Below are 25,580 nucleotides of genomic sequence, written 5' to 3'. Positions count from 1 at the left end.
AACGACAGGGTAGTCCCTGGCCCGACGATGTCTGCAACGCATTGGCCCATTTCGGCATGAGCGGGCTCTCCGTGGTTACGCAAGCTACCGCCTCCGAGCCCTGACCGCTCACGACTGCGCCTCGCTGACGCTCGGCTCCGTCGTGCGCGGAGCGCGCGGTGCTATTGGTTCGCTCGCTGACGCTCGCTCACGCCGGTACCCTATCCGCTCGTGCTGGTGCTGCTGCCCCCTTCCGAAACCAAGTCCGATGGCGGAACCGATGTGCCGCTGGAGCTGGCGTCGCTGGCGATGCCGCAGCTCACGGCGGTGCGCGATCGGCTCATCGACGAGGTCGTCAAGCTGGCCGCCGACCCGGACGCTTCGCGCGCGGTGCTCGGGCTCGGCAAGGGGGCTGATACCGAGATCGCGCGCAATGCGACGCTGCGCACGTCAGCCACCCGGCCCGCACTGGAGCGCTACACCGGCGTGCTCTACGACGCCCTCGATGCCCGCTCCTTCACCAAGGTCCAACGCGCCAAGGCCTATGCCCGCCTCGGCATCGGCTCCGCTCTGTTCGGCGCGGTCCGCGCCGATGACCTCATCCCCGCCTACCGGCTCTCCGGCGGTGCCAAACTTCCCGGCCTCCGGACCCTTTCCGCCATCTGGCGCGATGTCCTGCCCGACGCGCTGGTCGCCGAGGCCGCCGGTGAACTCGTCATCGACCTGCGCTCGGGCACCTACCAGCAGCTCGGCCGCATCCCCGACGCCATCACCGCCAATGTCCTCACCGAACATCCGGACGGCTCTCGAACCGTGGTGAGCCACTTCAACAAACACCACAAGGGCCTACTCGCCCGCGCCCTCGTCCTCACCCGCGCCGACCCCACCGACATCCGCGCCGTAGCCCGCATAGCCACCAAATCCGGCCTCCGCGCCGAAATAGCCTCCCCTACCGAACTCCTCATCATCACCAGCTGAGGTACGGCCCGCGTCCTGCCTACCTTCTGCGAGGTAACGCGCTGGCTCGGTGTGAGCGCTTCACTGGCTGAAGTCGGTGGGTTGCGTCGGTCATCCACGCTCGGTGGCACGCCAGGTACCGGCTCGGTGGATCCGATGAGCGAAGGCGGCGGCACGAGCCAGTCGGGTCAGCCAGCGGTCCGGGGTGTCCAGGTCAGGCCAGGTCCAGCGGACAACGGCCCAACCCAGGGCGCGCAGGGCGTCCTCGCGGAGCTTTTCGGCGATCACGGTGGATTCTGGCAAGCCGTGGCAGGAGTTGTTGCGGTACTTGATCATTCCCTCGAACTCGCCGATGACGCCCAGCGTCGGGAACAGGAAATCGACTCGGGCGACGAATCCGCCGTTGATACCCAGGATGGTCGACTGGAGTTCCGGTGCGGGCAGTCCCGCACTGCGCAAGACAACCCTGCTCCGCGATTCACCGGGGCTCTCGGCGCGGCCGTCGAGGAAGTCGATGACGCGGCGCGCGGCCGGACAGCCCGGGCGGCCGTTCGCGCGCAGTAGTTGTTCCGCCAGTTCGGCACCGCTGGTACGCCCGAGGCGCAGTGCGGCATCACCTATTACGACAGCTTGTTCAAACGGCACGGTTCTGGCCAGGTCGACGATCGTGCGCGCCGCTGTCGTCACCCGCAGATCGCCGATCCGCACCACCTCGTCCGACTCGATGGACGCGGCGTGCATCATGACCCGCCTACCCGTGCGTGCCCCGGTTCTTCGATTGCGGGTCAAATGAACCCGTGCCAACGGGATCGACCACACCGGCAGACCGTGCACGACAGCCGCGGAGATATGACTGACGACGGCAGCTGAACTGGAGCCCGCGGCGACAGCACTGGTCAGCACCAGATGCCTTTGTTCAGTAGTCATTTCGCCGATATCGGCCGCACTCACGTACTGCCCCCGACACACCCGCTGCCAAGGCCGCCTGCTCAGCTCACGTCCGGTGAATCCAGCTTCCAGCGCATTCCGCCGGGAAATAGTTCGAGGTATGTCCACCCCCTGATGTTCCCGACCACCCCCACCGAGCCGAAAGCCCCAACCCTCGGACTGTGGATAACTCGCACCCTGTGCATAACTCCACGCCGCTCCCCCTGCCTGGCCACGCGAACCACAGTGACAGAGGTTGGCGCAGAACAGGGCAACGCCGCGCACAAGCTGCAACCTATGCGCGACGTCCAGTGGATATGCGACACCACCTGTGGCGTGCTCGGGGTGGTGCCGTCCAGAGCGCTGTCAGCGCTGCGCGGCGGTGAGGGCGGCGCGGATCCTTTCGGCGGGAGCGGGGGCAGCGGGGTGCTCCCAGAACGGGAGGTCCGCGGCATAGGGGTCGCCGTAGACGGGGGTGTCGGGCTGGGAGCGCCAACTCTCCTTCACAGAGCCCGCGTCGACAATGTCGTAGCCGAGGATGTCGAGTAGTTCGGCGGCGGCCTGCTTCGCAGCGGCGTCGTCGCCTGCGATGGGTAGGGCCGAGCGGTCGGGGTCACCGGAGGGGCGGGCGAGGGTGGCCAAGTGGGGATAGAAAATATTGTTGAAGGCCTTGACGACCTTCGAGGTCGGCAGGTGGCGTTGCAGCAGTTCACTGCTGGTGGTGGTGCCGTCCTCGAGTTCGGGAAAGGTGCCGTCGCGGTCCGGGTAGTAGTTGTTGGTATCGATGACGACTTTGCCTGCCAGCGGCTCCACCGGGACCTGCCGGTAGTTCTTCAACGGCACTGTGACCACGACGATGTCACCGGCCGCGGCCGCCTCCGCGGCGGTGGCGGCGCGCGCCCGCGGCCCGAGCTCGGCCACCAGTTCCGCCAGCGTTTCCGGGCCACGTGAATTACTGACCACGACATCGAGTCCGGCCGCGACGGCCAACCGTGCCAGCGTGCCGCCGATATTCCCGCTACCGATCAATCCAAGCGTTGTCATGCCCGGTCCCAACCGAGTTGAGGCCGCGATTGTTCCGACATGCCATCGGTGCGCCCCGATGTCGCGGCTGACGGTTACACCGGCTTCGACGACGGTTCCGCGGCGATGAACAGCGCCGCCACCAGCACGCGCGGGCGGCAATCCGACGCACTCGCCGCATCGGAGCCGGCCGAGGCGGCCGACGAACCGAATTCGGTGTCGAGGTCGACTCTGACGACCGCTGCAAGGCGCCGACACCAGGCCCCTTGGGCGCGCAGCCGATGACGGGTGGTCGACGGGGCGCGAAGCCCGGTTCGGCTGTCCTCCGGCGTGATGACCTCGACCACCTTCAGCCGTCCCGCACGCGAAAAACTCGGATGCGCGCAAAATGATCGGTCTGTAGTGTTCGACGAGCGGCGGGGGAAATCCGAAATGTAGGGCCGCACAAGGAATGTGACGGCGTCGAGGGCGCCCGGGGAGGTAATCGATGACGAAGTTGAATCAGATCATCGCGGTGGAGAAGGGCGTCAAGAGCGGCGCACTGCGCGAATTGGCGGAGACCCAGGGGCAGCTGCAGAAGCCGGGGTTGCTGTCTGGTATCGCGCGCACCTATCAGCCGAAAGATGAAGAGGGCGAACAGCTTCCACCGGAGTCGACGCGGGTGCAGGTGAAGTCGGAGGAGGTGTTGCGCCAGACGGCCGCGACGCTGACCCGGCTCTTCGATGTGACGGCGACCAAGGACTGGGCGAACTGCGAGGCCAGGGCCGACGTGCGCGTCGACGAGGAGACCCTGCTGACCGCCGTACCGGTGTCGTACCTGCTGTTCCTGGAGAAGCAGCTGGCCGACCTGCACACCTTCGTCAAGAAGCTGCCGGTGCTCGACGCCGCCGAGGCCTGGGCATTCGACGATTCGTCCGACACCTGGCGCACCGACGCCGTGCGTACCATCCGCACCAAAAAGGTGCCGCGCAACCACGTCAAGGCCGAGGCGACCGAGAAGCACCCGGCGCAGGTCGAGGTGTACTACGAGGACATCGCCATCGGTTACTGGACCACGGTGAAGTTCTCTGGTGCGCTGCCTGCCCGCCGGGTCAACGAGTTGATCGAGCGCATCGAAAAGCTCCAGCAGGCAGTCAAATTCGCCCGCGAAGAGGCCAACGGAAGCCAGGTCACCGACCGCAAGACCGGTGATGTGATCTTCCGCTACCTCTTCCGCTGAGCCGGTCGGGTGCGAACAATCGCCCCCGACTCCACAGACTCCCCCGCCGCGTGCGGGGGAAGCGCAAGAGCGCAAACTCAAACTGAAGATAAGCCTGAAGACACGGTGACAGTGCGGGTTCGAATCCCGCTCCGGGCACAGGCCCGGATAGCCCAAGCGGTAGAGGCAGCCGGAACCTCAGACTCTCGCTCCAGATTGAGCATTCGCCGCCGAACACCCGATCACGAGGAAGGACACAATCGCGACGAGATACGGGTTCAAATCCCGTTCTTCCAGCCACAATGGAAGATGGTCTAATCGTATGACACGTCGTATCAGTCTGATCCGATCCCACCGACCCGGTGCGCGAATTTGGGTGGCACCAAGGAACCCGAGGGCAGGCTACGCCCTCGGGTTCCCTTGCGTTGGAACAGGTCAGAGCGTGTGCTCGTCGGCGAGTGCGAGTACGTGGTCGAGAATGTCCAGCCCCTCCTTGGCCTCGGCCTCGTTGATGATGCACGGCGGAACGACGTGCAGTCGGTTGAAGTTGACGAACAGCAGCAGGCCCGCCGCCTTGGCCGCGGCGACCGTTTCGGTCATGGCCGCGCTGGTCCCGCCGTACGGGGCGAGCGGTTCGCGAGTTCGCTTGTCCCGCACCAGTTCCAGTGCCCAGAACACACCCGCCCCGCGCACATCGCCGATGCTGGGGTGACGTTCGGCGAGTTGACGCAGGCCGGGTCCGAGGACGCGGGTACCGATATCGGCGGCGTTCTCCACGATGCGCTCGTCCCGCATCGCGTTGATGGTCGCGACCGCGGCGGCCGTCGCCAGCGGATGGCCTGAATAGGTCAGCCCGCCGGGGTACGGACGATCATCGAAGGTCGCCGCGATGGCGGGACTGATCGCGACACCGCCGAGCGGCACATAACCGGAGTTCACCCCTTTGGCGAAGGTCAGCAGGTCGGGGACGACGCCCTCGAAATGCTCTATGGCGAACCACTTTCCGGTGCGCCCGAACCCCGACATCACTTCATCGGCGATGAAGACGATGCCGTATTTGTCGCACAGCGCCCGGACACCCGCCATATACCCGGGCGGCGGGACCATGATTCCCGCCGTGCCGGGGATGGATTCGAGCACGACCGCCGCGATCGTATTCGGCCCCTCGAACACAATGGTCTGCTCGAGATGCGCCAAAGCCCTTTCGGCTTCTTCGGTTTCGGTGCCCGCATGGAATTGCGAGCGATACCGGAACGGACCGAAGAAGTGGACGACACCGCTGTTGCCGTGGTCGTTGGGCCAGCGCCGCGGGTCGCCGGTGAGGTTGATCGCGGTGTCGGTGCCGCCGTGATAGGACCGGTAGCGTGAAAGCACCTTGTAGCGGCCGGTATGCAGGCGCGCCAGCCGAACCGCGTGTTCGACGGCATCGGCGCCGCCATTGGTGAAGAAGATCTTGTCGAGTTCGCCCGGGGTTCGCTCGGCGATCAGCCGGGCGGCCTCGGAGCGGGCATCGTTGACGTGCTGCGGTGCGACGGTGCACAGCTTTGCGGCCTGCTCCTGCACCGCGGCAACGACTTTCGGATGCTGGTGACCGATATTGGTGTTCACCATCTGCGACGAGAAATCGAGCAGCCGGTTACCGTCGCCGTCCCATACGTAGCAGCCCTGAGCGGCCGTAATGGCCATCGGCGTCCGGTGCGCCTGCGCGGACCACGAGTGGAATACATGGCGGCGGTCGAGCTCGTCGGCGCGGGCGGCGGCCTGCCGGGCGAGTTCGGGTGCCGATCCATTCGGAAGGGTCATCGAATTCTCCTGCGTAGCTACTTGTTCTGCGGGAATCCGAGTTCGAGACCGCCGTGGCTCGGATCGAGCCAACGCGTCGTGACCGCCTTACCACGGGTGAAGAAATGCACGCCCTCTACGCCGTGCGCATGCGAATCGCCGAACAGCGAATTCTTCCAGCCGCCGAAGCTGTAGTAGGCCATCGGAACCGGGATCGGCACATTGATACCGACCATGCCGACCTCCACCTCATTGTGGAAGCGCCGGGCCGCACCGCCGTCATTGGTGAAAATGGCGGTTCCGTTGCCATAGGGATTGTCGTTGACCAGTGCCAGCGCCTCGTCGTAGCCGTCGACGCGCACGACCGACAGGACCGGACCGAAGATTTCGTCGGTATAGACGCTCATCTCGGTGCCCACATGATCGAGAATCGTCGGGCCGAGCCAGAATCCATCCGCTGCACCATCGGCTTCGACGCCGCGACCGTCGAGAACGACACTGGCACCGGCGGATTCCCCCGCATCGATATAGGCGGCGACGCGATCGCGATGCTCGCGGGTCACCAACGGACCCATATCGGTATCGCGGGTGCCGTCACCGGTCTTGATGGTCTTCGCGCGCTCGGCGATCTTGGCGACCAGTTCGTCGCCGACCGCACCGACCGCCAGCACCACACTGATCGCCATGCAGCGCTCCCCGGCGGACCCGAATCCGGCATTCACCGCGGCATCGGCCGCCAGATCCAGATCGGCATCGGGCAGCACCACCATGTGGTTCTTCGCGCCGCCGAGCGCCTGCACGCGCTTACCGGCGGCGGTGCCGCGCTGGTAGACGTACTTCGCGACGGGTGTGGAACCGACGAACGAGACGGCCTTGATGTGCGGATTGTCGAGCAGTTCGTCGACCGCGACCTTATCGCCCTGCAGCACATTGAAAACCCCGGCGGGCAAACCGGCTTCGTGCCACAGCTCGGCCAGCCACAGCGATGATGACGGATCCTTCTCGCTCGGCTTGAGCACCACGGTATTCCCGGCGGCGATCGCGATCGGGAAGAACCACATCGGCACCATCGCCGGAAAGTTGAACGGTGATATCACCGCGACCGGACCCAGCGGCTGGCGGATCGAGAAGATATCCACCTTCGTCGAGGCGTTCTCGGTGAAACCGCCCTTGATCAAATGCGGTACACCACAGGCGAATTCGACCACTTCGAGACCGCGGTTCACTTCGCCGAGCGCATCGGAGTGCACCTTGCCGTGTTCGGCGGTGATCAGCTTGGCGAGTTCTTCCTTGCGCTCGTTGAGCAGTTCGCGGAAGCGGAACAGGATCTGTGTGCGCCGCGCCAGCGAGGTATCGCGCCATTCCGGGAACGCCGCCTTCGCCGATGCGATCACCGCCCTGGCATCCTCGACACCGGCCAGTGCGAGCTGCCCGGTCACCACCCCGGTCGCCGGATTCGTCACCGGCGCGGTCGCCGAGCTCGTGCCCGCGAAGGGTTTGCCGTCGAGCCAGTGCGCGATTGTCTGCATATCTCCTCGATTCGATCCCGAGCGCCGGATGGTGTCGTGGTTTCGACTCTGCACCATCGATGCCCGATTTCGGCCCGACGTTCTGTATGCGATTTCGGATTTCCTATTACGATTTGTCGGATGCTGCTCTCTGTCGCCGATGTGCTGGCAATGCCGGTTGTGCGCGCGGGCGAGCCAGAGGTCGTCGGTGCGGCGGCCCTGGATCGGCCGGTGCGGTGGGTGCACGTGAGCGACCTGCCGGAGGTCGCCGAATTGCTGGTCGGCGGCGAGCTGATGCTGACTACGGGCTTGGCATTGACCGGCAGCGACGAGTCGACGGTCACGTATCTGAATTCGCTGGCCGCCGCGGGGGTCGCCGGACTGGTCGTCGAGCTCGGCGAGGCCGTGCCGCGGTTATCGTCGATCGTCGCCGAGACGGCCGACGCACTCGGACTCCCGGTCATCGCGCTGCATCGCATCACGCGCTTCGTGGAGATCACCGAGGCGGTGCACCGGGTGATCGTGGCCGACCAGTACGCCGAACTCGAATTCGCGCGCACCGTGCACGAGACGTTCACCGAGCTCAGCGTGCGCCGCGCCGCGCTGGCCGAAATCGTCGAGACTGCCGCGGACATGCTCGATTCCTCGGTCGTACTGGAAGATCTGGCGCACCGGGTGCTGGCGCTGACCGCCCGGCATACCAGCACTTCAGCGATTCTGGAGAACTGGGAGACCACCTCGCGACTGCTGCCCGAGGGCTGGGATGTGGTGCAGGTCGGCCCGCATACCCAGCGCTGGGGTCGGCTGATCCTGCGTTCGAGCGGGCTGGCGACGCCGCGCGCCCGCATGGTACTCGAGCGTGCCGCACAGACGCTGACGCTGCATCGGATGATCGATAGGGATCGCTTCGGCCTGCATCGCCAAGCGCAGACCGGACTCATCGACGATATGGTCAACGGCCGCGTCCTCGACGAACGCGACGCGCAGGCCAGGGCGGCCGCATTGGGCCTGTCGACCCGACGCGCGCACTACGTTCCGCTCGCGATAGACGTTGCCGCCCTTGCTGAATCCGATCAGGTCGCCAGGCAGCGCCGCAGCGCGGGCGTGCTCGACGCGGTCACGCACGGTCTCGGACTGTCGAAGGCCACCGCATTGACCGCGGCCGAGCACGGCGACCGCGTCGGCATGGTGCTCGCGATCCCGCGCAGCGCCGATCTCGATGACACGCTCCGCACCGTGTGCTCGGCGATCATCGCCGAGGTGCGGCGGGTGGATGGGGTGCGGCGGGTGGTCATAGGCGTTGGCGCGCAAGCGGATTCACTGCTCGACACCGCACGCGAATTGGCGCAGGCGGCGCACATCGCCGAGGTCGCGTTATCGCTGGACGCGGCATCTGATCGGCCGCGACCGTTCTATCGCAGCGGCGACATCCGGCTGCGCGGACTGCTCTCGCTGATCCGCAATGAACCCGGTGTACAGAGCTTCGCCGAAACGGAGCTGAGTGCATTGCTGCGCTACGACATTCGGCATGCGGCCGATCTGACCCGCACGCTGCGGCAGTTCCTCGACGTCGCGGGCAATAAGACCGAACTCGCCAAACGGCTCAATATCAGCAGACCGACCCTCTACGACCGGCTCGCCCGCATCGAGCGGATTCTCCACGTCGACCTCGAGGACGGCGAATCCCGCACCTCACTGCATACCGCACTGCTCATCCGCGATCTGACCGCCGACTCGAACTCCAGGACCGACAGGTGATTTCGACCGGACCGGGAATGTTCTCGAGTCGGCAATCGTTTCATCAACGCATGACAGCTGTGCTCTCCGACGAGTTGAAGAAGTACCTGGACGAGTCGAAGGTCTTCGCGACCGCGGCGACGATCGGACCGAACGGACAACCGCACTTGACCGTCATCTGGCTCGAGCGCGATGGCGACGATCTGCTGTTCTCCACGACGGTGGATCGGCAGCAGGGCAAGAATCTCGCCCGCGATCCACGGATCACGGTGATGATCAATCCGCCGGATAATCCGTACGCGTACGCGGAGATTCGCGGCACCGCCACAATCACCCCAGATCCCGACAAGACGCTGCCGAACAAGCTGTCGCACCACTACACCGGGCTGCCGTACGTCGAATTCAACCCCGCCTCCGTCAATGACGGACCCCGTGTAATCGTGCGGGTGACCCCGCGCAAGGTCGCCGGTCGCCTGTGAGCTCACGGCCGGGCGGCTCAGCCCTGCCCGGCCTCTTCCCTTGCGTGCTGCGCCTGGCCGACCTCGGCCGCCGTGTAGCGCAGTGTCAGTGCCACCAGCCCCACCAGCAGTGCGCCGAAGGCGGTGACGAAAAGCACCAGCGTGTAACCACTTCCGAGCGCATCCAACTCCGCGGGCGTCATACCGGCGGGCTTACCCGTCCGCCCGCCGAGCGACACCGTGCGGGAAGCGGCAACCGGCGCGAGCAGACCGATCGCGACGGGTGTGCCGAGGTTCATGAACATCTGGCCGACCGCGGAGAGCGGGCCGATATTCTCCGGCGCGACACCGACCAATACGCACAGCGGGACGATCACCACGGCCATACCGATGCCGAATCCGATCATGATGAACAGCCCCAACAGGGTCGGCCAGTACGGTACGCCCCGTTCGAGCGTCGAGCCGAACAACAGCCCGACGACCAGAATCGCCGCGGCACCGCTCAACAGCCAGCGCGGCGCGACCGTCATCGCCAGCTGCGAAGCCGTTGCGGTGCCCATACCCGCGCCGATGGTGAACGGGATGAACGCGACTCCGGCGACCAGTGGGCTGTAACCGACGACATTCTGCACGAACAATCCCGCGAAATAGGTTGTCGCGGCCAATACTCCGCTGGCCAGGAAGATAGCGCCGAAGGTGGCGACCCGATCGCGCTTGTCGAACAGCGACCAGGGCAGCAGCGGGTTGTCCACCCACCGTTCGGCGAGCACGAAGACGATCAACAACACCAGACCGGCGACAATCGAACCGATGATGACCGGACTGTCCCAGCCGAATTCGGGCGCTTCGGTCGCGCCGAACACCAGGCCCGCGCAGGCGAGGGTGCCGAGTACCGCCCCGCGCACGTCCAGGGGTAGTCGGTGGTGGGTGGTGTCGCGCAGCCGCAGCACCGCGCCCACGAGGATCAGCGCACCGATCGGCACATTGATCAGGAAGATCCAGCGCCAGCTCACCTCGGTGAGCGCGCCGCCGATCACCAATCCGCCGACCGAGCCGACCGCCATCATGGAGCCGAAGATCGCGATCGCCTGATTGCGCACCCGGCCGGGTGCGAACGTGGTCGCCACCAGGGCAAGTGCGGTCGGAGCCGCGAGCGCGGCGCCGGTGCCCTGGATCGCGCGGGCCGCGATCAGCATGCCCTCGTTCTGCGCGAGTCCGCACAGCAGCGAGGCCAGCGTGAACAGTGCGACGCCGACGATGAACATGCGTTTGCGGCCGAAGGAGTCGCCGATCCGGCCGCCGAGCAACATCAGACCCGCGAACGGCAGACCGTAGGCGGTGACCATCCAGGCGCTACCGGAGCTCGATAGACCCAGTTCGTCCTGTAGGCGGGGCAGGGCGAGAATCACCACCGTGCCGTCGAGGACGACCATCAGTTGTAGCCCGCTCAGCACCAGGATCGCCAGGCCGAAGGCCCGCCGCGTCACCGGATACGGCGTCGTAGCGGGATTGTCTGGCACAGTCAGCCACTGTAGTCAGAGCGACGGATGACAGGTAGCGGCCCCGTCCGCGGCACCACCGGCATGGAGCCGGTCCGCTGCGATTCCTCTTGCGCGTGCTGTGCCTCGGCCAGTTGTCTCGGCGAATAGCGCAATGTCAGCGCGATGAAACCCGCCAGCACCGCGACCAGCGAGCAGACCGCGAGCACCAGCGTGTATCCGCTGCCGAGCGCGAAGATCTCGGCATCGTTCATATCGGCCGCCTTACCGGTGCGCCCGCCCATCGACATGGTGCGCGATGCCGCGATGGGAGTGAGCAGACCGATGAATACCGGCGTCGCCAGGTTCATGAACATCTGCCCCACCGCGGACAGCGGACCGATATCGGACGCAGGCACCCCGACGAGTACGCACAGCGGCGCGAGCACCATTGCCACGCCGACACCGAAGCCGATCACGATCAACAACGGCAGCAGCGTGGTCAGGTAATTCACGCCGCCGTCGAGCTGCGAGCCGACCAGCAGTCCGGCGGCCAGCACGAATGCCGCGCCGCACACCAACCAGCGCGGCGCGACGAACAACGCGGCTTTGGAGGCCACCGCGCCGCCGATGCCGATGCCGATGGTGAACGGGATCGAAGCGATACCCGCGACCAGCGGTCCGTAGCCGAGCACATTCTGCAGGAACTGCGCGACGAAGAAGGTCATCGCGCCGAGCACGCCACCGGCCAGGAAGATCAGCATGAAGGTGGTGACCCGATCGCGGCTGTCGAACAGCGACCACGGCAGCAGCGGGTCTTCGACGGTGCGCTCGACGACCACGAAGACGATCAGCAGCACCGCACCCGCCACCAGCGCGCCGATAACGGCCGGACTCCCCCAACCCAACTCGGGCCCCTCGGTCGCGCCGAACACGATCGACGCGCAGGCCACGGTGCCGAGCACCGCGCCACGGATATCCAGTGGCGATCGATGGTGTTCGGTATCCGCGAGCTGGGACAGCGCACCGAGAATGATCAATACGCCGATGGGCACATTGATCAGGAATATCCACCGCCAGGACAACTGGGTCAGCGCACCGCCGACCACCAGACCGCCGACCGAGCCGATACCGACCATCGAGCCGACGATCGCAATAGCTTGATTACGCGCCTTTCCCGGCGCGAAAGTGGTTGCCACCAGTGCGAATGCCGTCGGCGCCGCAATCGCCGCGCCCGCGCCCTGCACGGCTCGGGCCGCGATCAACATGGCCTGGCTCTGCGCCAACCCGCACAGCAGCGAGGCGATGGTGAACATCCCGACGCCCAGGATCAGCATGCGCTTGCGACCGAACGCATCCCCGAGTCGCCCGCCGAGCAGCATCAGCCCCGCGAAGGTCAGACCGTAGGAGGTCACCGTCCACGCGCCGCCCGCGCTGGACATGCCCATTTCTTCCTGCAGTCGGGGCAGCGCGAAAATGACCACGGTGCCGTCGAGCACAACCATCAGCTGCAGCCCGCTCAGCACGAGAATGGCGAGCCCGAAGGCCCGCTGCGTCACCGGGTACTGCGTCTTCGCAGGGGGGTTATCGAGCACGGTGAGCCACTGTAATTGATCCGGAACCCGGGTCTCCGCTCCCGCGGGTGCGATTCACCTAGTCATAGCGAAAGTCACTGGGCGGTTGTGAGACCCTCCAGTTGCGGGAGTCCAGCGGTTGTGCAGCATCACCCGGCGGAGGACTCGGCTCGCGGTGCGGCGGATTCGGTGGAGAAGCCCGCTGTGGGGCCGATCACAACGATCGCGGGCGGGCGGATGGCTTCTTCGCGAACGCGAGCGGCGACAGTGCCGAGGTCCGCGCGCAGCACGCGTTGGGTGCGCAGGGTGCCCTCCTGGATCACCGTGGCCGGGGTGTCGGCCGGTCGGCCGCCCTCGATGAGAGCCGTGGCGAATTGTTCGATGCGCTCGACCGCCATCATGAGCACGATGGTGCCGCGCAGGCGGGCCAGCGCGGGCCAGTCGACGAGGGAATCCGGATGGTCGGGTGCGACGTGGCCGCTGACCACCACGAATTCATGGGTGACGCCGCGATGGGTCACCGGAATGCCCGCGGCGGCGGGGACGGAGATGGGGCTGGTGATGCCGGGGACCACGGTCACCGGAATGCCCGCCTCGACGCAGGCCTCGAGCTCCTCGTAGCCGCGTCCGAACACATATGGGTCGCCGCCCTTGAGCCGCACCACGAACTTCCCCGCCTTGGCGCCCTCGATCAGCGCGGAATTGATCGCCTCCTGCGCCATCGCCCGCCCGTACGGAATCTTGGCCGCGTCGATCACCTCGACGTCCGAGCCGAGTTCGGCGAGCAGCTCCGGCGGTGCGAGCCGGTCGGCGACAACGAGATTCGCGCGGGCCAGCAGGCGGCGGCCGCGCACCGTGATCAGATCCGGATCGCCGGGACCGCCGCCGACCAGCGCGACACCCGGGGTGATCGGCGTCGAATCGTCGGTCACCACACCTGATTGCAGCGCCTCGAGCAATGCGTTGCGCACCGTCGCGGATCGCCGGTGCTGACCACCGGCGAGCACGCCGAGCGTGAGACCATCGTGCCGAGCTGTCGCCGGAGTTACCGCGGTGCCCAGCCGCGCGACGTCGGCGCGCACACAGAAGATCCGTCGCCGCGTGGCCTCCTCGACGACCGCCGCATTGGTCTCGGGTTCGTCGGTGCATGCGATCGCATACCAGGCGCCGTCCAGATCGCCCTCGGCGTAGGCGCGCAATGTCAGCGTGAGTTGCCCCGACGTAGCCATTCCCTCCACGGCCGGGGTGACTTCGCGACTGATGACGTGCACGTCCGCCCCGGAGGCGATCAATAGGCCGAGCCTGCGCTGCGCGACCGTCCCCCCGCCGACCACGACGACGCGTCGCCCATTGAGATCGAGCCCGACCAGGTAGTTCGGATCACTCGCGGGACGGTCGGCCGGGTTGATTTCCGGCTGGTCATCGATAGGTACTGACGTGTTCGGCACAATGTTCGAGCCTACGTCCTGTGTGCGCGTGCCCGGCAATCACCCGCCGCGGACGGCCTCCCTATACTTCTGCGCATGAATCGCTGGGGTCGGGCGGCGGTATCGGCAGCGCTGATCGGGCGGCTCGCGACGAGCGGTGCCGCACAGGCGGATCCGGGGTGCAGGTTGGAGCCATGACGCAGGCAGAGCAACTGATGGAGGTCGCGTACCAGGAGGCACTGCGCGGCCAGGCCGAAGGCGGGATTCCGATCGGCGCGGCCTTGTTCGCGACCGATGGCACCCTGCTCGGACGCGGGCACAACCGGCGGGTGCAGTCCGGCGATCCCAGCATGCACGCCGAAACCGATGCGTTCCGCAATGCGGGCCGTCGCCGCGACTACGGCTCGACCATCATGGTGACCACCCTGTCACCGTGCTGGTACTGCAGCGGGCTGGTGCGCCAGTTCGGGATCGGTGCGGTGATCATCGGGGAAGCGCAGACCTTCTACGGCGGGCATGACTGGCTGGCCGAGCACGGCATCGCGGTGACCGTGCTCGAGGACCAGCGCTGCATCGACCTGATGGCCGAATTCATCGCCGACCAACCGCTGCTCTGGCACGAGGACATCGGGGTAGCTGAGGATTGATGCCGGACAAACGGTTTCAGCGGAAGTACGGATAGTCCTGCACCCAGCTGAATCCACGGCCGCGCAGCGGGAAGCCGTTCAGATCGACCTGTTGCAAGGTGATGGTCACCGGCCGACCGTTCAGCTGCCCGTTCAGCGTCAGACGGTCGGGCGCGGGCTGTTCGAAGGTGAAGTCGGCGATCTGGGCGGGTTGCGCGTCTGGCCGCTCCGGCGGCGTGGACACCGAGATCTTATGGGCGGCGGCATCGACGGAGGGGACGGCGGGCACCAGGCTGCCGTCCATCTTCTGGTAGGTCATCCCGGCTACATCGAAAACGACTCGCTGCCAACGCTTTTCGTCGGTGGTCAGCGGCGGTACCGGCACACCGTCCTGGGTGAATTCCGATACCGCCCAGATCCCGTACAGCGGCGGCTTCGGGCTGCCACCGCCACCTTCGTTCCAGTATTTCAGGCCGGTGTGCACGAAGCCCGCTGCCATCCACAGACCAAGAGCGACTTGCAGCGCCATCGCAATCCGGCGGGTTCGGTTGCCGCGGAACGGATCCGGTTGCGTGGCTGGTTCGGACGGCCGATTCAGCACCAGCATATTCGCCAACCGCCGCGCCTGCGGCGCGAGCAGCACCATGCTCAGCAGCATGAGGTGGAAGGCCAGGATCTTGACCGGGACGTCGAAGGTCATATTGAGCACGAACACCTGCGCCAAGCTGACCAGGCTCAGCATTGCGCCGAGCGTCGCGGTCCTCGGCAGGAACAGCAGCAGTCCGCCCAGCACTTCGGCACAGCCGAGCAGGATCTCGTAGGTGGGTGAACTCCCGACCTGGTTCCACAACACCGAGGCGGGGCTGAACTCACCGTAGGGCTGCAGCAGTTTCGCCAGCGTCGGCTCCGGCATCTGCGTCGGAATCGCCTTGGCGAACCCGTAGAGCAGCATCTGACCGCCCAGGCACATACGGATGAAGAGCAGGAACCAGGCCTGTAGCTGCCGATAGTTCGGCCTGCGCCGGTCCAGCGCGGTCCAGACGAGGGTCGCTACGGCGGCGGCGATCAGCACACAGAAGACGAATGTCCAGATGAAGTATTGGTCGCCGCTGCCCGAATCCTCGCGCAGCACGACATCGGTATCGAAGAACAGCCGTCCGGCCGGCTCGATGATCGGGCGCAAAGCGCGAAATTCCCAGAGCACCGCGCTCTCCGACAGCGAACCGGCGAGCAGCCCGGCGAAGGCGAACGGAATCTGGGTGAACAGCAGGCAGAACAGTCCGAAATAGCCGAAGGAGAACCGGAAAGCGATCCTGGTCAACGGATTCCACCGCACGGGCCGCTCGGGTGATGTAAGGCTATCTTCCCGATCGAGAACCTCTGCACCGACCGCACTCACACCGATCCCTCCCTCTCACGACTCCACGTCAGCCGACGGTATCGGCGACGAAGGCCCGACCGCTTCCAGGAAAACCCCGATTCGCACCCCCATCCATCGGTGTACGCGACTCCGCCGGAAGTATGACCCCCACCTGGTGCGGTGGATTGTCAATACCGAATATCACCCAGTGAGGGTCGCTCGATTTCTTCGAATTTCTGCGGTAAGCACCGACTAGAACGCGTTACAGTTTCCGCAGGCACATGCGTCAGGAGGACAAAGAATGGCCGACGATCCCGATCCCACCGCGCGACGGCAGTTGACCGTCAGCGCGCGGGACCTCGACACCCTCGCCGAGGACCTGTCCCGGTGGCTGGACGGCAAGGTCCACGCGGATCACCCGCCCAAGATTTCGGCGCTGTCGCGGCCGCAGGGTGCGGGGATGTCGAGTCCGACGGTGCTCTTCGATGCCGAATGGAGTGTGGACGGGCGCGCGGACGGTGGTTCGTTCGTGGCCAGGATGACACCGGAGGCCGACTCGTTCCCGGTCTTCGAGAACTACGACCTGGAGCTGCAATACCAGATCATGGCCGGGGTCACGGCCGCCTCGGCGGTGCCGGTCCCCGAGCTGTGCTGGCTGGAGACCGACGAGAAGCCGCTCGGCACAAAGTTTTTCGTAATGCGGCGCGTCGATGGGCGGGTGCCGTCGGACAATCCGCCGTATGTGTTCATCGGCTGGCTCTTCGACGCCAGTCCCGAGGAGCGGGCGGAATTGACCGCCAAGACCGTCGAGATCATTGCGAAGGTGCACGAAATCCCCGATCCGGCAACGCGATTCCCGATGCTGGACGGCCCTGGTCAGGCGCTGCGCCGACATGTCGAATGGCACCGCAACTGGTACCGCTGGGCATTGGCCGATGACGGCTACCCGATTCCCCTGATCGAGCGGACCTTCGACTGGCTCGACGCGCACTGGCCCGCCGATCCCGGTCCGGACGTACTGAGCTGGGGCGATTCGCGACCGGGCAACATTCTGTACGACGGCTTCACCCCGGTCGGGGTACTCGATTGGGAGATGGCCGGACTCGGCCCGCGCGAACTGGATATCGCCTGGGTCATCTTCATTCACCGCTTCTTCCAGGACCTTGCCACCCGCTTCGATCAGCCAGGGCTGCCGGACTTCCTGCGGCGCGCGGATGTCGTCGCGAAATACGAGGAGACCACCGGATATACGGTTCGGGATCTCGACTTCTACATCGTGTACGCCGCGCTGCGGCACGCGATCGTGATGGCCAGGGTCAAGCGCCGGATGATCCACTTCGGCGAGGACACCGACACCCCCGATCGCGACGACTACGTGATGCACCGTGCAAGCCTGGAGGCGCTGCTCGACGGAACCTACGAATGGGATTAGAGGAAATCATGGCTGCATCTGATGGTCGCTCCGCAGGCTCCGCTCCCTCGCCCCTCGACGAATACCCCATCCACCAGACCCACCTGTCCATGTCCCGAGTCGCCAGCAGCGACCGGAACTTCTACGACAGAAGCTATTTCAACGGTCACGACCGCGACGGCGGCACCTTCTTCGTCACCGGCGGCGGGGTGTATCCGAACCTCGGGGTGATCGACGCGTACGCCTGCGTCCGGCGTGGCGACACCCAGCGCACGGTCCGCTTCTCCGACGCGCTCGGCGATCGCGGCGTCGAGCTGCGCGTCGGCGGCTACCGCATCGAGGTGCAGGAACCGCTGCAGCGGATCCGGGTGATCTGCGAGCACGATGACCTCGGCTTCGACCTCACCTGGCACGGATCCTTCCCCACCGTCCAGGAACAACCGCATCTGATCCTCAACGGCAACCGCCCGATCATCCAGGCCACCCGGTTCGCACAGGTCGGCTCGTGGGAGGGAACGCTGCACGTCGACGGCACGGATCTCACCGTCGACCCGGCCGTCTGGATGGGCACCCGGGACCGCTCCTGGGGCATCCGCCCGGTCGGCGAACCCGAGCCGCCGGGCCGGGCCGCCGCCGAACCGTCCGGCGGATTCTGGTGGATGTACGTGCCGCTGCGCTTCGACGATTTCGCCATCGTGCTGATCCTGCAGGAGGAACCGGACGGCAAGCGCACCCTCAACGACGCCGTCCGCATCTTCCCGGACGGTCGCACCGAACAGCTGGGGTGGCCGCACTACCACATCGAATACCGCTCCGGCACAAGGCATCCCATCGGCGCGCGGCTGGAGCTGACCACCCGGGACGGTAAGCCGCTCGAGGTCGAGGTCCGGACCGTCACCAATATCCCCCTGCACGTCGGCTGCGGATACGGCGGGGATCCGGACTGGTTGCACGGTCGATGGATGGGTCGCGACTGGTCCTCCAGCAGCAGCTACGACCTCACCGATCCGGCCATCGCGGGGCGCATCCCGTTCGGGGTCATCGATCATGTCGCGCACGCGCGCTGCGGGGATGCCGAGGGGTGGGGCCTGTTCGAACACGGAAGTCTCGGGCGGCACGATCCGACCGGGTTCGCCGACTGGGGTTCGGTCGCGCCGTAGAGGTTTTCGGTGGGCATGTGCTCGCGCGTGCCCACCGGATTCAGCTCGTCGACCGTGCCGACTCGGGACGTTCGATGGGCTTCCCGCGACTGAGAACTGTCCTGCTGGCGGGTGCGCCCGATCCCTGGCACCATGCCGCTCCACCGACGAAACATCTTGCTGAACAAGGTGATTCGGCGGAAGCTTTGTCTGGTTGCGCAAGCGACCGATCGTCCATACCCGTGCCAACGGGTCGGCACCGCCCGAGGGGTCATCATGACAAGTCTTCCCGCATTCCCCGCCGCCGACGAAAGCCCGCTCGACACCTGCATCCGGCTACAGCGGACCGCGCCCGTGGTCGAAGTGGAATTCCCGGGCGGCGTGCCTGCCTATTTGGCGTTGACGCACAACGCCGTTGCGGAAGTCCTCGCCGGCGACAACAAGACCTTCGCCAGGGACCCGAAGCATTGGCCCGCGCTATACGACGGATCGATACCGGAGGACTGGCCGCTACGGGCCATCGTCCAAGGCGACCACCTGTCGACGAAGGATGGCGAGGATCACCGTCGGCTGCGTGGTCTGGTCGGGAAGGGATTCACACCTCGACGGGTGCAGGCGATGGAACCGCGCATCCAAGAGCTCATCGACAGTCTGTTGGACGAGGTGATCGCCACAGGTGACGGAGTGGATCTGGTACCGACCTTCACCGACGCACTGCCGATGGCGGTCATCGCCGAATTGTTCGGTGTGCCCGAAGCAGACCGGCCACGGCTGCGGAAATGGACCTCCACTCTGCTGGCGCATACCACCCCGCCGGAGGTGGCGTTCGCGACCCAGAACGAACTCGGGGCTTTCCTGCACGAATTGGTGCAGCGCAAGCAACAGGAACCCGGCGACGACCTGACCTCGGATCTGGTGCAGGCCCGCGATGCGGACGATCGGCTCACCACCGACGAATTGGTCGGCGTGCTCTGGCTGATGCTGATCGCCGGTCACGAGACCACGGTGCATCTGCTCGGTCACGCCGTCGTCGCACTGCATCGGAACCCCGATCAGCTGGCGGTGGCCAAGGCCGAAGACCGTTGGGCCGATGTGGTCGAGGAAACGCTGCGATACCGCCATTCGGTGATGATGACCAGCTACCGGTTCACGCTGACCGATGTGACGATCGCCGGGGTAGCCATTCCCAAGGGGAATGCGGTCGGTGTGGTCTATCAGGCGACCGGCGTCGATCCGGAGAAGTACGGCGCGACCGCGAACCAGTTCGATCTCACCCGCGAACAGACCGGCCATCTCGGCTTCGGACACGGAGCGCGCTACTGCATCGGCGCACCGCTCGCCCGATTGGAGAGCCGACTCGCCCTCGCCTCGCTCTACCAGCGGCTGCCCGACCTGCGGCTCACCATCGATCCGGACGACATTCCCTACTCGCCGTCGTTCTTCACCATCGGCCCGTTGTCCCTGCCGATCGAATTGGGAAAGGTGTCCTGACTCTCGTTATGTCAGTGGCGATTTCGGGGTGAGCGCGGCCGCGATCACTATTCCGTCGACGGTCCGCTTGGGAATAACGAGCGGACCGTCGGCGGCCAGTAGCGCGGCCGCCTCGGCGACGCTGGCGGTGCCGAGTGCGTCATCGGTGCGTGCCGAGGGATTCGGGACGTCGACCTGGGCGAGCTCGGCCGCCGTGAATGTGCGGACCGAGACGCCCAAGCAGTCGGCGGCAGCACGTAGTTCCTCGGCGCGTCGATCGATGCTCGCGAGACAGGTAATAAGCTTGTCGCCCAGCACTTCTCGCAGCGCATTCAGAATCCGTCCGGTCGATGTGCCCGACCGGAACCCGAGACCAACAGCCAGTTCAGGCGCTCGCGGATATCCTGCTGGCGCTGCCGTCATATCGCACAGCGCTGCCACGGGATCGTGTGGATCTACTGCCGGATCGAGCTGTGCCGCAAACGAGTCAGGCCGAATCACCGGTGCGGCGGTGCGAAACTCGGGCGGGTCAGACGGTTGCACGGGTGCGGGCGTAGTCGGCGGCTGCCGCGACGAAACGGCTTGTGGCTCTGGGGTTTCCGGCGGGATGGGTGTGCAGGTACGAGGCGTGGACACGATGGATGAGAGCGCCCTCGCGGATGCGATCGCCTGCGGTGTGCCAACCCCAGGCGGGAGTATCGGTGCCGGTGGTGACCAGGCGGGTGCGGTGGAATTCGTGGCCGCGCACCCGTTCGCCCACGCGCCATAGGGCGGAATCGGCCAGCGCCACGGCATCCCGATAGCCGAGGGTCAGGCGGGGGCCGAATTCGGCTGTCGCATCGACCACACCCGCCATCGGATGGCCATCCAGTGAGCGGCTGAGGTAAAGCAATCCGGCACATTCGGCATGCACCGGAAGGCCCGCCCCGGCTTGCTCGGCCACCTGCGCCAACAGCCGATCATTGGCCGCCAATGCCGCCGCATGCTCCTCCGGAAACCCGCCGGGCAATACCAAACCGGCTGTCCCCGTGGGAAGTTCGTCCCGCATCGGATCGAAGACCACAACCCGCGCTCCTGCGGCCTCCAACAACTCCCGGTGCTCCGCATACCCGAACGTGAATGCCGGTCCGCCAGCCATCGCAATCACAGGATCGAGCCCGGACCGCGTGGCCGCACCCCGGACACGTGTGGCCGTCGGCGTCGCACGACCCGCTGCGACTGCATCGGCTGAACACGCTCCGTTGCCGACGCCTGCAGCAGCACCAGTCGCGCGACTCGAACCGACCTCCCCGAGCTCGGCGATGTTCCCAGCGGATGCGGCCGTGCGACTGGCACCTGCGGGACCGGGGGCATTCGAACCACTCGCGCCCCCCGCAGACGTGCTGGTCACGACGGCGGACACCGCTTCGTCCACACTCGCTGCCGCATTGCTCGCGGACACCGAATCCTCGGTTTCGCTGATCGCGGTTGCGGGATCCCAAGCTGGAGTCGTGATAGTCGAGCGGGCGAGGCGGGCGATGGTTGGGAGGTCGACGTGGGCGGCCACAAGGTCGGTCATTGCTTCGACGGCGGCGGTGGCGGCGTGGCCGTGTTCGACCGCGGGGATGAGGCCGAGGTGGCGGGAGGGGACTTCGAGTTCGGCCATGCGCGGTAGTGATCCGAGGACCGGAAGTCCGACTCGGTCGCAGGCGGCGCGCAGTACCTGGTCGTGACGCTCGCTGCCGACGCGATTCAGGATGACGCCGCCCAAATGGATCGCGGTATCGAAGGTGGCGAAGCCGTGCAGGAGTGCGGCGAGGCTCTGACTGTGCCCGCGGGCGTCGACGACCAAAATCACTGGGGCGCCGAGCAATCCGGCGACCTGCGCGGTCGATCCCTCGGCGATCGGTGCGGCGTTGTTCTCGTCGATTCGGCCGTCGAACAGACCCATGACGCCCTCGACCACCGCCAGATCACACCCCTGGGCACCGTGGCGATACAGCGGAACCACACGTTCCGCGCCGACCAGCACCGGATCGAGATTGCGACCGGGCCGCCCGGCCGCCAAGCCGTGATACCCCGGATCGATGTAGTCCGGCCCCACCTTGAACGGTGCCACCCGATGCCCGGCCCGCCGCAGTGCGCCGATCAAACCGGTCGCCAACGTCGTCTTCCCGCTACCCGAAGCGGGCGCGGCGATCACCACCGCCGGAACCTGCCCCGCGCTCACGACCGCCGCACACTTTCTCGGACCCCCTTGTGTGCGCCCACACCGGGCACGGAGCCCGACACGGGGTGCCAATTGTCCGATCCCCGGCGCCAGACCGCACTCCAAGAAGTCGAGCGATCACGATGCACACGGGCACACGAACGCGGAGTACCGACCCGCGCCAGCTTTCGGTAGGTCGGGTGATCACCATGCGCTGGTGCAGGCACACCCCGAGTACCAGCCTGCACCAGTACATTCTCGAGCGGCTCCGCGGTGGGTGAGGTCACCATTCGATGCCCCGTTGGCCCTTGCGGCCCGCTTCCATGGGGTGTTTGACCTTGGTCATTTCGGTGACTAGGTCGGCGGCGTCCAATAGTGGCGCGGGGGCATCGCGGCCGGTGACGACCACATGCTGGTTACCCGGGCGGTTGCGCAGAGTTTCGACTACCTCGTCGACATCGACCCAGCCCCATTTGAGGGGGTAGGTGAATTCGTCGAGGACGTAGAAGCGGTGCTGCTCAGCCTGCAGCCTGCGCGCGATCTCGCGCCACCCGGCCAGCGCGGCGGCCGCATGGTCCTCATCGGTGCCCTGCTTGCGGGTCCACGACCACCCCTCACCCATCTTGTGCCATTCGACCGGCCCACCGACACCCGTCTCCTCGTGCAGGCTGCCGAGGGTGCGAAATGCCGCCTCCTCCCCCACCTTCCACTTGGCACTCTTGACGAACTGGAATACCGCGATATCGAACCCCTGATTCCACGCCCGCAGCGCCATCCCGAACGCGGCCGTCGACTTACCCTTCCCCGGCCCCGTATGCACCGCGAGCACCGGCAAATTCCGCCGCTGCCGCGTCGTCAGCCCATCATCCGGAACCGTCTCCGGCACACCCTTAGGCATCGAAACTCCTTGATAGCCCATTGATCAGAACGTCCACACCCGCCGAACCGCCACGTGCTACGAGATCGAAGCTGCCCGACTGCACATCCACCAGGTGCTGAGAGGCCGAATACCGCTGTTCGGCTACGGGTTCGGTAGGTAGATCCGCCACGATCAGGCGGCTCGTGTCACGCCGGGGCGACCGGACCCCGCGCGGACGACATCGGCGACCGAGTCGCCGGTCAGTTCGGCGAGTTGGAGATAACCTGCGCGGAGGGTGCGGGCCAGGTCGACGGCGAGCCCCAGGCGGACCATACCGCGTTCGCAGTCCACGACGATCGAGGTGATCGCCTCGGCGGCAACCAGATTCGCGGCGGCGCGGGCGCGGGGCACCGGATCGACGCCGCCGGTGGCGCGCCCGTCGGTGAGCAGGACGAGCATCGGGCGGCGGCGCGGATCTCGGACGCGTTCGCGATGCACGACCTCGCGGGCCTTCAAAAGCCCTGCGGCGAGTGGGGTTTTACCGCCGGTGCGAATACCGGACAGGCGTCGCACCGCGATATCCACCGAGGAGGTCGGCGGTAGGACGAGCTCGGCTTCTACGCCACGCACGGTGATCACGGCGACCTTGTCCCGCCGCTGGTAGGCGTCGCGCAGCAAAGCGACGACCGCGCCGGTAACCGCCGATAGACGGTCGCGCGCCGCCATGGATCCGGAGGCATCGACCACGAATACCACCAGATTGCCCTCGCGCCCTTCGCGATACGCGCCGCGCAGATCCTCGGCGGCCAGTTTCAACGGGCCGTCGGTTCGGCCGCGGGAGTGCTGGTGCGGTGCGGCGGCGAATACGGTGCCGAGCAGGTGCAGGCCGCCGGAGGTATCGGTACTGGACCGCACCGTGCGTCCCTGCCTGGTCTGTGCGCGCGAACGGCGGCCTGCCGCCCCCTCGCCGACACCGGGCACCTCCCAACGCGGCGGTGTCACAACGGATGTCGCGGGCGCGCCGATACGCCCCTCGCGCGCGGACGGTGACTGCCCGCCGCCCGGCGAATCCGGTCCATCGCCGTCGGGGGCCGGTGCACCCGGACCTCCAGGGCCTGGACCGCCATCCGGATCGTCGTCCGGGCCTCGATCATCCGGTCCACCGTTACCGGAACCGCCATCCCGATCATTCGCATTGCTCAACGCACTGTCGACATCGCTGGAGCGGCCGTCCGGACCACCATCGTCCGACCGGCCGTCGTCGAGATCATCCCCTGCGAGATCCTCCGCCCCATGCTCCAATTCCGCACGCTCGCTGGACTTTTCCGCCTCTTCCCCCGCGGCGCGCATCGCCTCGTCCAGCTGCTCTTCGCTGATCCCGGGCTCATCGAACGGATCTCGCCGCCGCCGATGCGGCAATGCCAGCTCGGCCGCAACCCGCACATCCGCCTCGGCCACCGCGTCCGCCCCACGCCAGGCCGCATGCGCGGTAGCGGTCCTGGCAACCACAAGGTCCGCCCGCATCCCATCCACATCGAATGACGCACACAGCGCGGCGATCCGCCGCAACTCCACATCATCGAGCGCGACGGAAGCGACCCGCTCGCGGGCGGTGAGAATCCGCTCGGCCACCTCCCGATCGGCCGCGGCATAGCGTGCGGCGAATCCGGCCGGATCCGCCTCGTAGTCCAGCCGACGCCGCACCACCGACATCCGCATGTCCACATTCCGCGAGGCCGCGACATCGACGGTGAGCCCGAACCGGTCCAGTAGCTGCGGCCGCAGCTCACCTTCCTCCGGATTCATGGTGCCGACCAGCACGAATCGTGCCGGATGCGAATGCGAGACGCCATCGCGCTCGATATGCACCCGCCCCATCGCGGCAGCATCGAGCAGCACGTCCACCAGGTGGTCGTGCAGCAGATTCACCTCGTCGACGTAGAGCACGCCGTGATGTGCGGCCGCCAACAGTCCGGGCCGGAACGCCTGCTCGCCGTCGCGCAGCACCCGCTCCAGATCCAAAGAACCGACCACTCGATCTTCTGTGGCCCCCACCGGCAACTCGACCAGCCGAGCAGGCCGCGCACCCGTCTCATCGACAATGGGCGGCAGCAATTGCGCAAGCGCCCGCACCACAGTCGATTTCGCGGTTCCCTTCTCCCCGCGCACCAAGACGCCGCCGATCCCGGGATGCACCGCACACAGGATCAACGCCAGCTGCAACCGCTCCTGCCCCACCACCGCCGAGAACGGAAAGCCCGCATCACCATCGGCACCGGAACGAGCCCCGGTCAGCGAAGAGGCATGCGGCGCGGTTTCGGTACGGGACATTGACACGCCCCCGACTCTATTAGCGCCACCACACCCACCTCCCAGCACCCTCCACTGCGAGACATCCTCCAGGGCCGCGTTGAAGGAAAGAGCGGGGCCTTCCAGTCAATTACCACCACGGAGCGAGTCTTACGAGCGACCGTTCGCG

The 25,580-nt window shown here is 66.4% G+C and carries 21 protein-coding genes and 1 tRNA gene; 9 read left to right on the top strand and 13 right to left on the bottom strand.

Annotated features, from left to right (window positions below):
• Nucleotides 1-210 precede the first annotated feature (210 nt).
• Complete coding sequence (yaaA, locus tag ACQPZ2_RS12840) at nucleotides 211-957, top strand: peroxide stress protein YaaA (protein WP_433525733.1); 747 nt, start codon at nucleotides 211-213, stop codon at nucleotides 955-957.
• Between the two features lie 90 nt (nucleotides 958-1,047).
• Here the strand turns inward: yaaA and ACQPZ2_RS12835 are convergent, their stop codons facing one another.
• The 3 genes from ACQPZ2_RS12835 to ACQPZ2_RS12825 form a co-directional block, all read right to left on the bottom strand.
• Entirely contained in the window at nucleotides 1,048-1,863 is an 816-nt protein-coding gene (locus tag ACQPZ2_RS12835) for a hypothetical protein (RefSeq protein WP_433525732.1), read from the bottom strand.
• Nucleotides 1,864-2,229: 366 nt separating this feature from the next.
• Nucleotides 2,230-2,907 (bottom strand): NADPH-dependent F420 reductase, encoded by a 678-nt coding sequence (locus tag ACQPZ2_RS12830; protein WP_433525731.1) that lies wholly within the window; start codon nucleotides 2,905-2,907, stop codon nucleotides 2,230-2,232.
• Between the two features lie 74 nt (nucleotides 2,908-2,981).
• On the bottom strand, nucleotides 2,982-3,233 hold the full coding sequence (locus ACQPZ2_RS12825; RefSeq protein WP_433525730.1) for a hypothetical protein: 252 nt from the start codon (nucleotides 3,231-3,233) through the stop codon (nucleotides 2,982-2,984).
• A gap of 140 nt (nucleotides 3,234-3,373) precedes the next feature.
• Between ACQPZ2_RS12825 and ACQPZ2_RS12820 the strand changes: the two genes are divergently transcribed.
• Both ACQPZ2_RS12820 and ACQPZ2_RS12815 read left to right on the top strand, forming a co-directional pair.
• Entirely contained in the window at nucleotides 3,374-4,105 is a 732-nt protein-coding gene (locus ACQPZ2_RS12820; protein ID WP_433525729.1) for a hypothetical protein, read from the top strand.
• 144 nt (nucleotides 4,106-4,249) lie between these two features.
• Nucleotides 4,250-4,384 (top strand) — tRNA-OTHER (locus tag ACQPZ2_RS12815).
• A 135-nt stretch (nucleotides 4,385-4,519) separates the two neighbouring features.
• On the opposite strand, the gene ACQPZ2_RS12810 is transcribed toward ACQPZ2_RS12815, so the two are convergent.
• Both ACQPZ2_RS12810 and ACQPZ2_RS12805 read right to left on the bottom strand, forming a co-directional pair.
• Nucleotides 4,520-5,887 (bottom strand): aspartate aminotransferase family protein, encoded by a 1,368-nt coding sequence (locus ACQPZ2_RS12810; RefSeq protein ID WP_433525728.1) that lies wholly within the window; start codon nucleotides 5,885-5,887, stop codon nucleotides 4,520-4,522.
• Nucleotides 5,888-5,904: 17 nt separating this feature from the next.
• Nucleotides 5,905-7,395: a CoA-acylating methylmalonate-semialdehyde dehydrogenase gene (locus tag ACQPZ2_RS12805; protein WP_433525727.1), complete on the bottom strand. Its 1,491-nt coding sequence runs from the start codon at nucleotides 7,393-7,395 to the stop codon at nucleotides 5,905-5,907.
• A gap of 120 nt (nucleotides 7,396-7,515) precedes the next feature.
• Between ACQPZ2_RS12805 and ACQPZ2_RS12800 the strand changes: the two genes are divergently transcribed.
• Complete coding sequence (locus ACQPZ2_RS12800; RefSeq protein ID WP_433525726.1) at nucleotides 7,516-9,132, top strand: PucR family transcriptional regulator; 1,617 nt, start codon at nucleotides 7,516-7,518, stop codon at nucleotides 9,130-9,132.
• A 50-nt stretch (nucleotides 9,133-9,182) separates the two neighbouring features.
• Nucleotides 9,183-9,590 (top strand): PPOX class F420-dependent oxidoreductase, encoded by a 408-nt coding sequence (locus tag ACQPZ2_RS12795; protein WP_433525725.1) that lies wholly within the window; start codon nucleotides 9,183-9,185, stop codon nucleotides 9,588-9,590.
• A gap of 17 nt (nucleotides 9,591-9,607) precedes the next feature.
• On the opposite strand, the gene ACQPZ2_RS12790 is transcribed toward ACQPZ2_RS12795, so the two are convergent.
• From ACQPZ2_RS12790 to cobA, 3 genes are all read right to left on the bottom strand, one after another.
• Nucleotides 9,608-11,089, bottom strand: coding sequence for an MFS transporter (locus ACQPZ2_RS12790; protein WP_433525724.1), 1,482 nt, complete (start codon nucleotides 11,087-11,089; stop codon nucleotides 9,608-9,610).
• 2 nt (nucleotides 11,090-11,091) lie between these two features.
• Nucleotides 11,092-12,642, bottom strand: a complete 1,551-nt coding sequence (locus ACQPZ2_RS12785) for an MFS transporter (protein WP_433525723.1) — start codon at nucleotides 12,640-12,642, stop codon at nucleotides 11,092-11,094.
• Between the two features lie 128 nt (nucleotides 12,643-12,770).
• Nucleotides 12,771-14,030: a uroporphyrinogen-III C-methyltransferase gene (cobA, locus tag ACQPZ2_RS12780; protein WP_433527407.1), complete on the bottom strand. Its 1,260-nt coding sequence runs from the start codon at nucleotides 14,028-14,030 to the stop codon at nucleotides 12,771-12,773.
• Between the two features lie 212 nt (nucleotides 14,031-14,242).
• Between cobA and ACQPZ2_RS12775 the strand changes: the two genes are divergently transcribed.
• Nucleotides 14,243-14,695 carry a nucleoside deaminase gene (locus tag ACQPZ2_RS12775; RefSeq protein ID WP_433525722.1) on the top strand — a complete coding sequence of 151 codons (453 nt, stop codon included), beginning with the start codon at nucleotides 14,243-14,245 and terminating at the stop codon, nucleotides 14,693-14,695.
• 16 nt (nucleotides 14,696-14,711) lie between these two features.
• Here ACQPZ2_RS12775 and ACQPZ2_RS12770 read toward each other — a convergent pair whose 3' ends face one another.
• On the bottom strand, nucleotides 14,712-15,995 hold the full coding sequence (locus ACQPZ2_RS12770; protein ID WP_433525721.1) for a DoxX family protein: 1,284 nt from the start codon (nucleotides 15,993-15,995) through the stop codon (nucleotides 14,712-14,714).
• A gap of 340 nt (nucleotides 15,996-16,335) precedes the next feature.
• Here ACQPZ2_RS12770 and ACQPZ2_RS12765 point away from each other — a divergent pair, with 340 nt between their 5' ends.
• From ACQPZ2_RS12765 to ACQPZ2_RS12755, 3 genes are all read left to right on the top strand, one after another.
• Complete coding sequence (locus ACQPZ2_RS12765; protein ID WP_433525720.1) at nucleotides 16,336-17,466, top strand: phosphotransferase family protein; 1,131 nt, start codon at nucleotides 16,336-16,338, stop codon at nucleotides 17,464-17,466.
• Nucleotides 17,467-17,474: 8 nt separating this feature from the next.
• Complete coding sequence (locus ACQPZ2_RS12760; protein ID WP_433525719.1) at nucleotides 17,475-18,605, top strand: hypothetical protein; 1,131 nt, start codon at nucleotides 17,475-17,477, stop codon at nucleotides 18,603-18,605.
• 255 nt (nucleotides 18,606-18,860) lie between these two features.
• A complete protein-coding gene (locus ACQPZ2_RS12755; protein ID WP_433525718.1) occupies nucleotides 18,861-20,075 on the top strand; it encodes a cytochrome P450 family protein in 1,215 nt (404 codons plus the stop codon).
• Between the two features lie 6 nt (nucleotides 20,076-20,081).
• On the opposite strand, the gene ACQPZ2_RS12750 is transcribed toward ACQPZ2_RS12755, so the two are convergent.
• From ACQPZ2_RS12750 to ACQPZ2_RS12735, 4 genes are all read right to left on the bottom strand, one after another.
• Nucleotides 20,082-20,477: a cobalamin biosynthesis protein gene (locus tag ACQPZ2_RS12750; protein WP_433525717.1), complete on the bottom strand. Its 396-nt coding sequence runs from the start codon at nucleotides 20,475-20,477 to the stop codon at nucleotides 20,082-20,084.
• A gap of 106 nt (nucleotides 20,478-20,583) precedes the next feature.
• Entirely contained in the window at nucleotides 20,584-22,263 is a 1,680-nt protein-coding gene (locus ACQPZ2_RS12745; protein WP_433525716.1) for a cobyrinate a,c-diamide synthase, read from the bottom strand.
• A 262-nt stretch (nucleotides 22,264-22,525) separates the two neighbouring features.
• Nucleotides 22,526-23,140: a cob(I)yrinic acid a,c-diamide adenosyltransferase gene (cobO, locus tag ACQPZ2_RS12740; protein WP_433525715.1), complete on the bottom strand. Its 615-nt coding sequence runs from the start codon at nucleotides 23,138-23,140 to the stop codon at nucleotides 22,526-22,528.
• Nucleotides 23,141-23,293: 153 nt separating this feature from the next.
• Entirely contained in the window at nucleotides 23,294-25,432 is a 2,139-nt protein-coding gene (locus tag ACQPZ2_RS12735) for a VWA domain-containing protein (protein WP_433527406.1), read from the bottom strand.
• Nucleotides 25,433-25,580: the final 148 nt, after the last annotated feature.

It is taken from the genome of Nocardia pseudovaccinii, assembly GCF_050942345.1.
GTDB lineage: Bacteria > Actinomycetota > Actinomycetes > Mycobacteriales > Mycobacteriaceae > Nocardia > Nocardia pseudovaccinii.
This window is presented reverse-complemented; position numbering and strand designations above follow the sequence as displayed.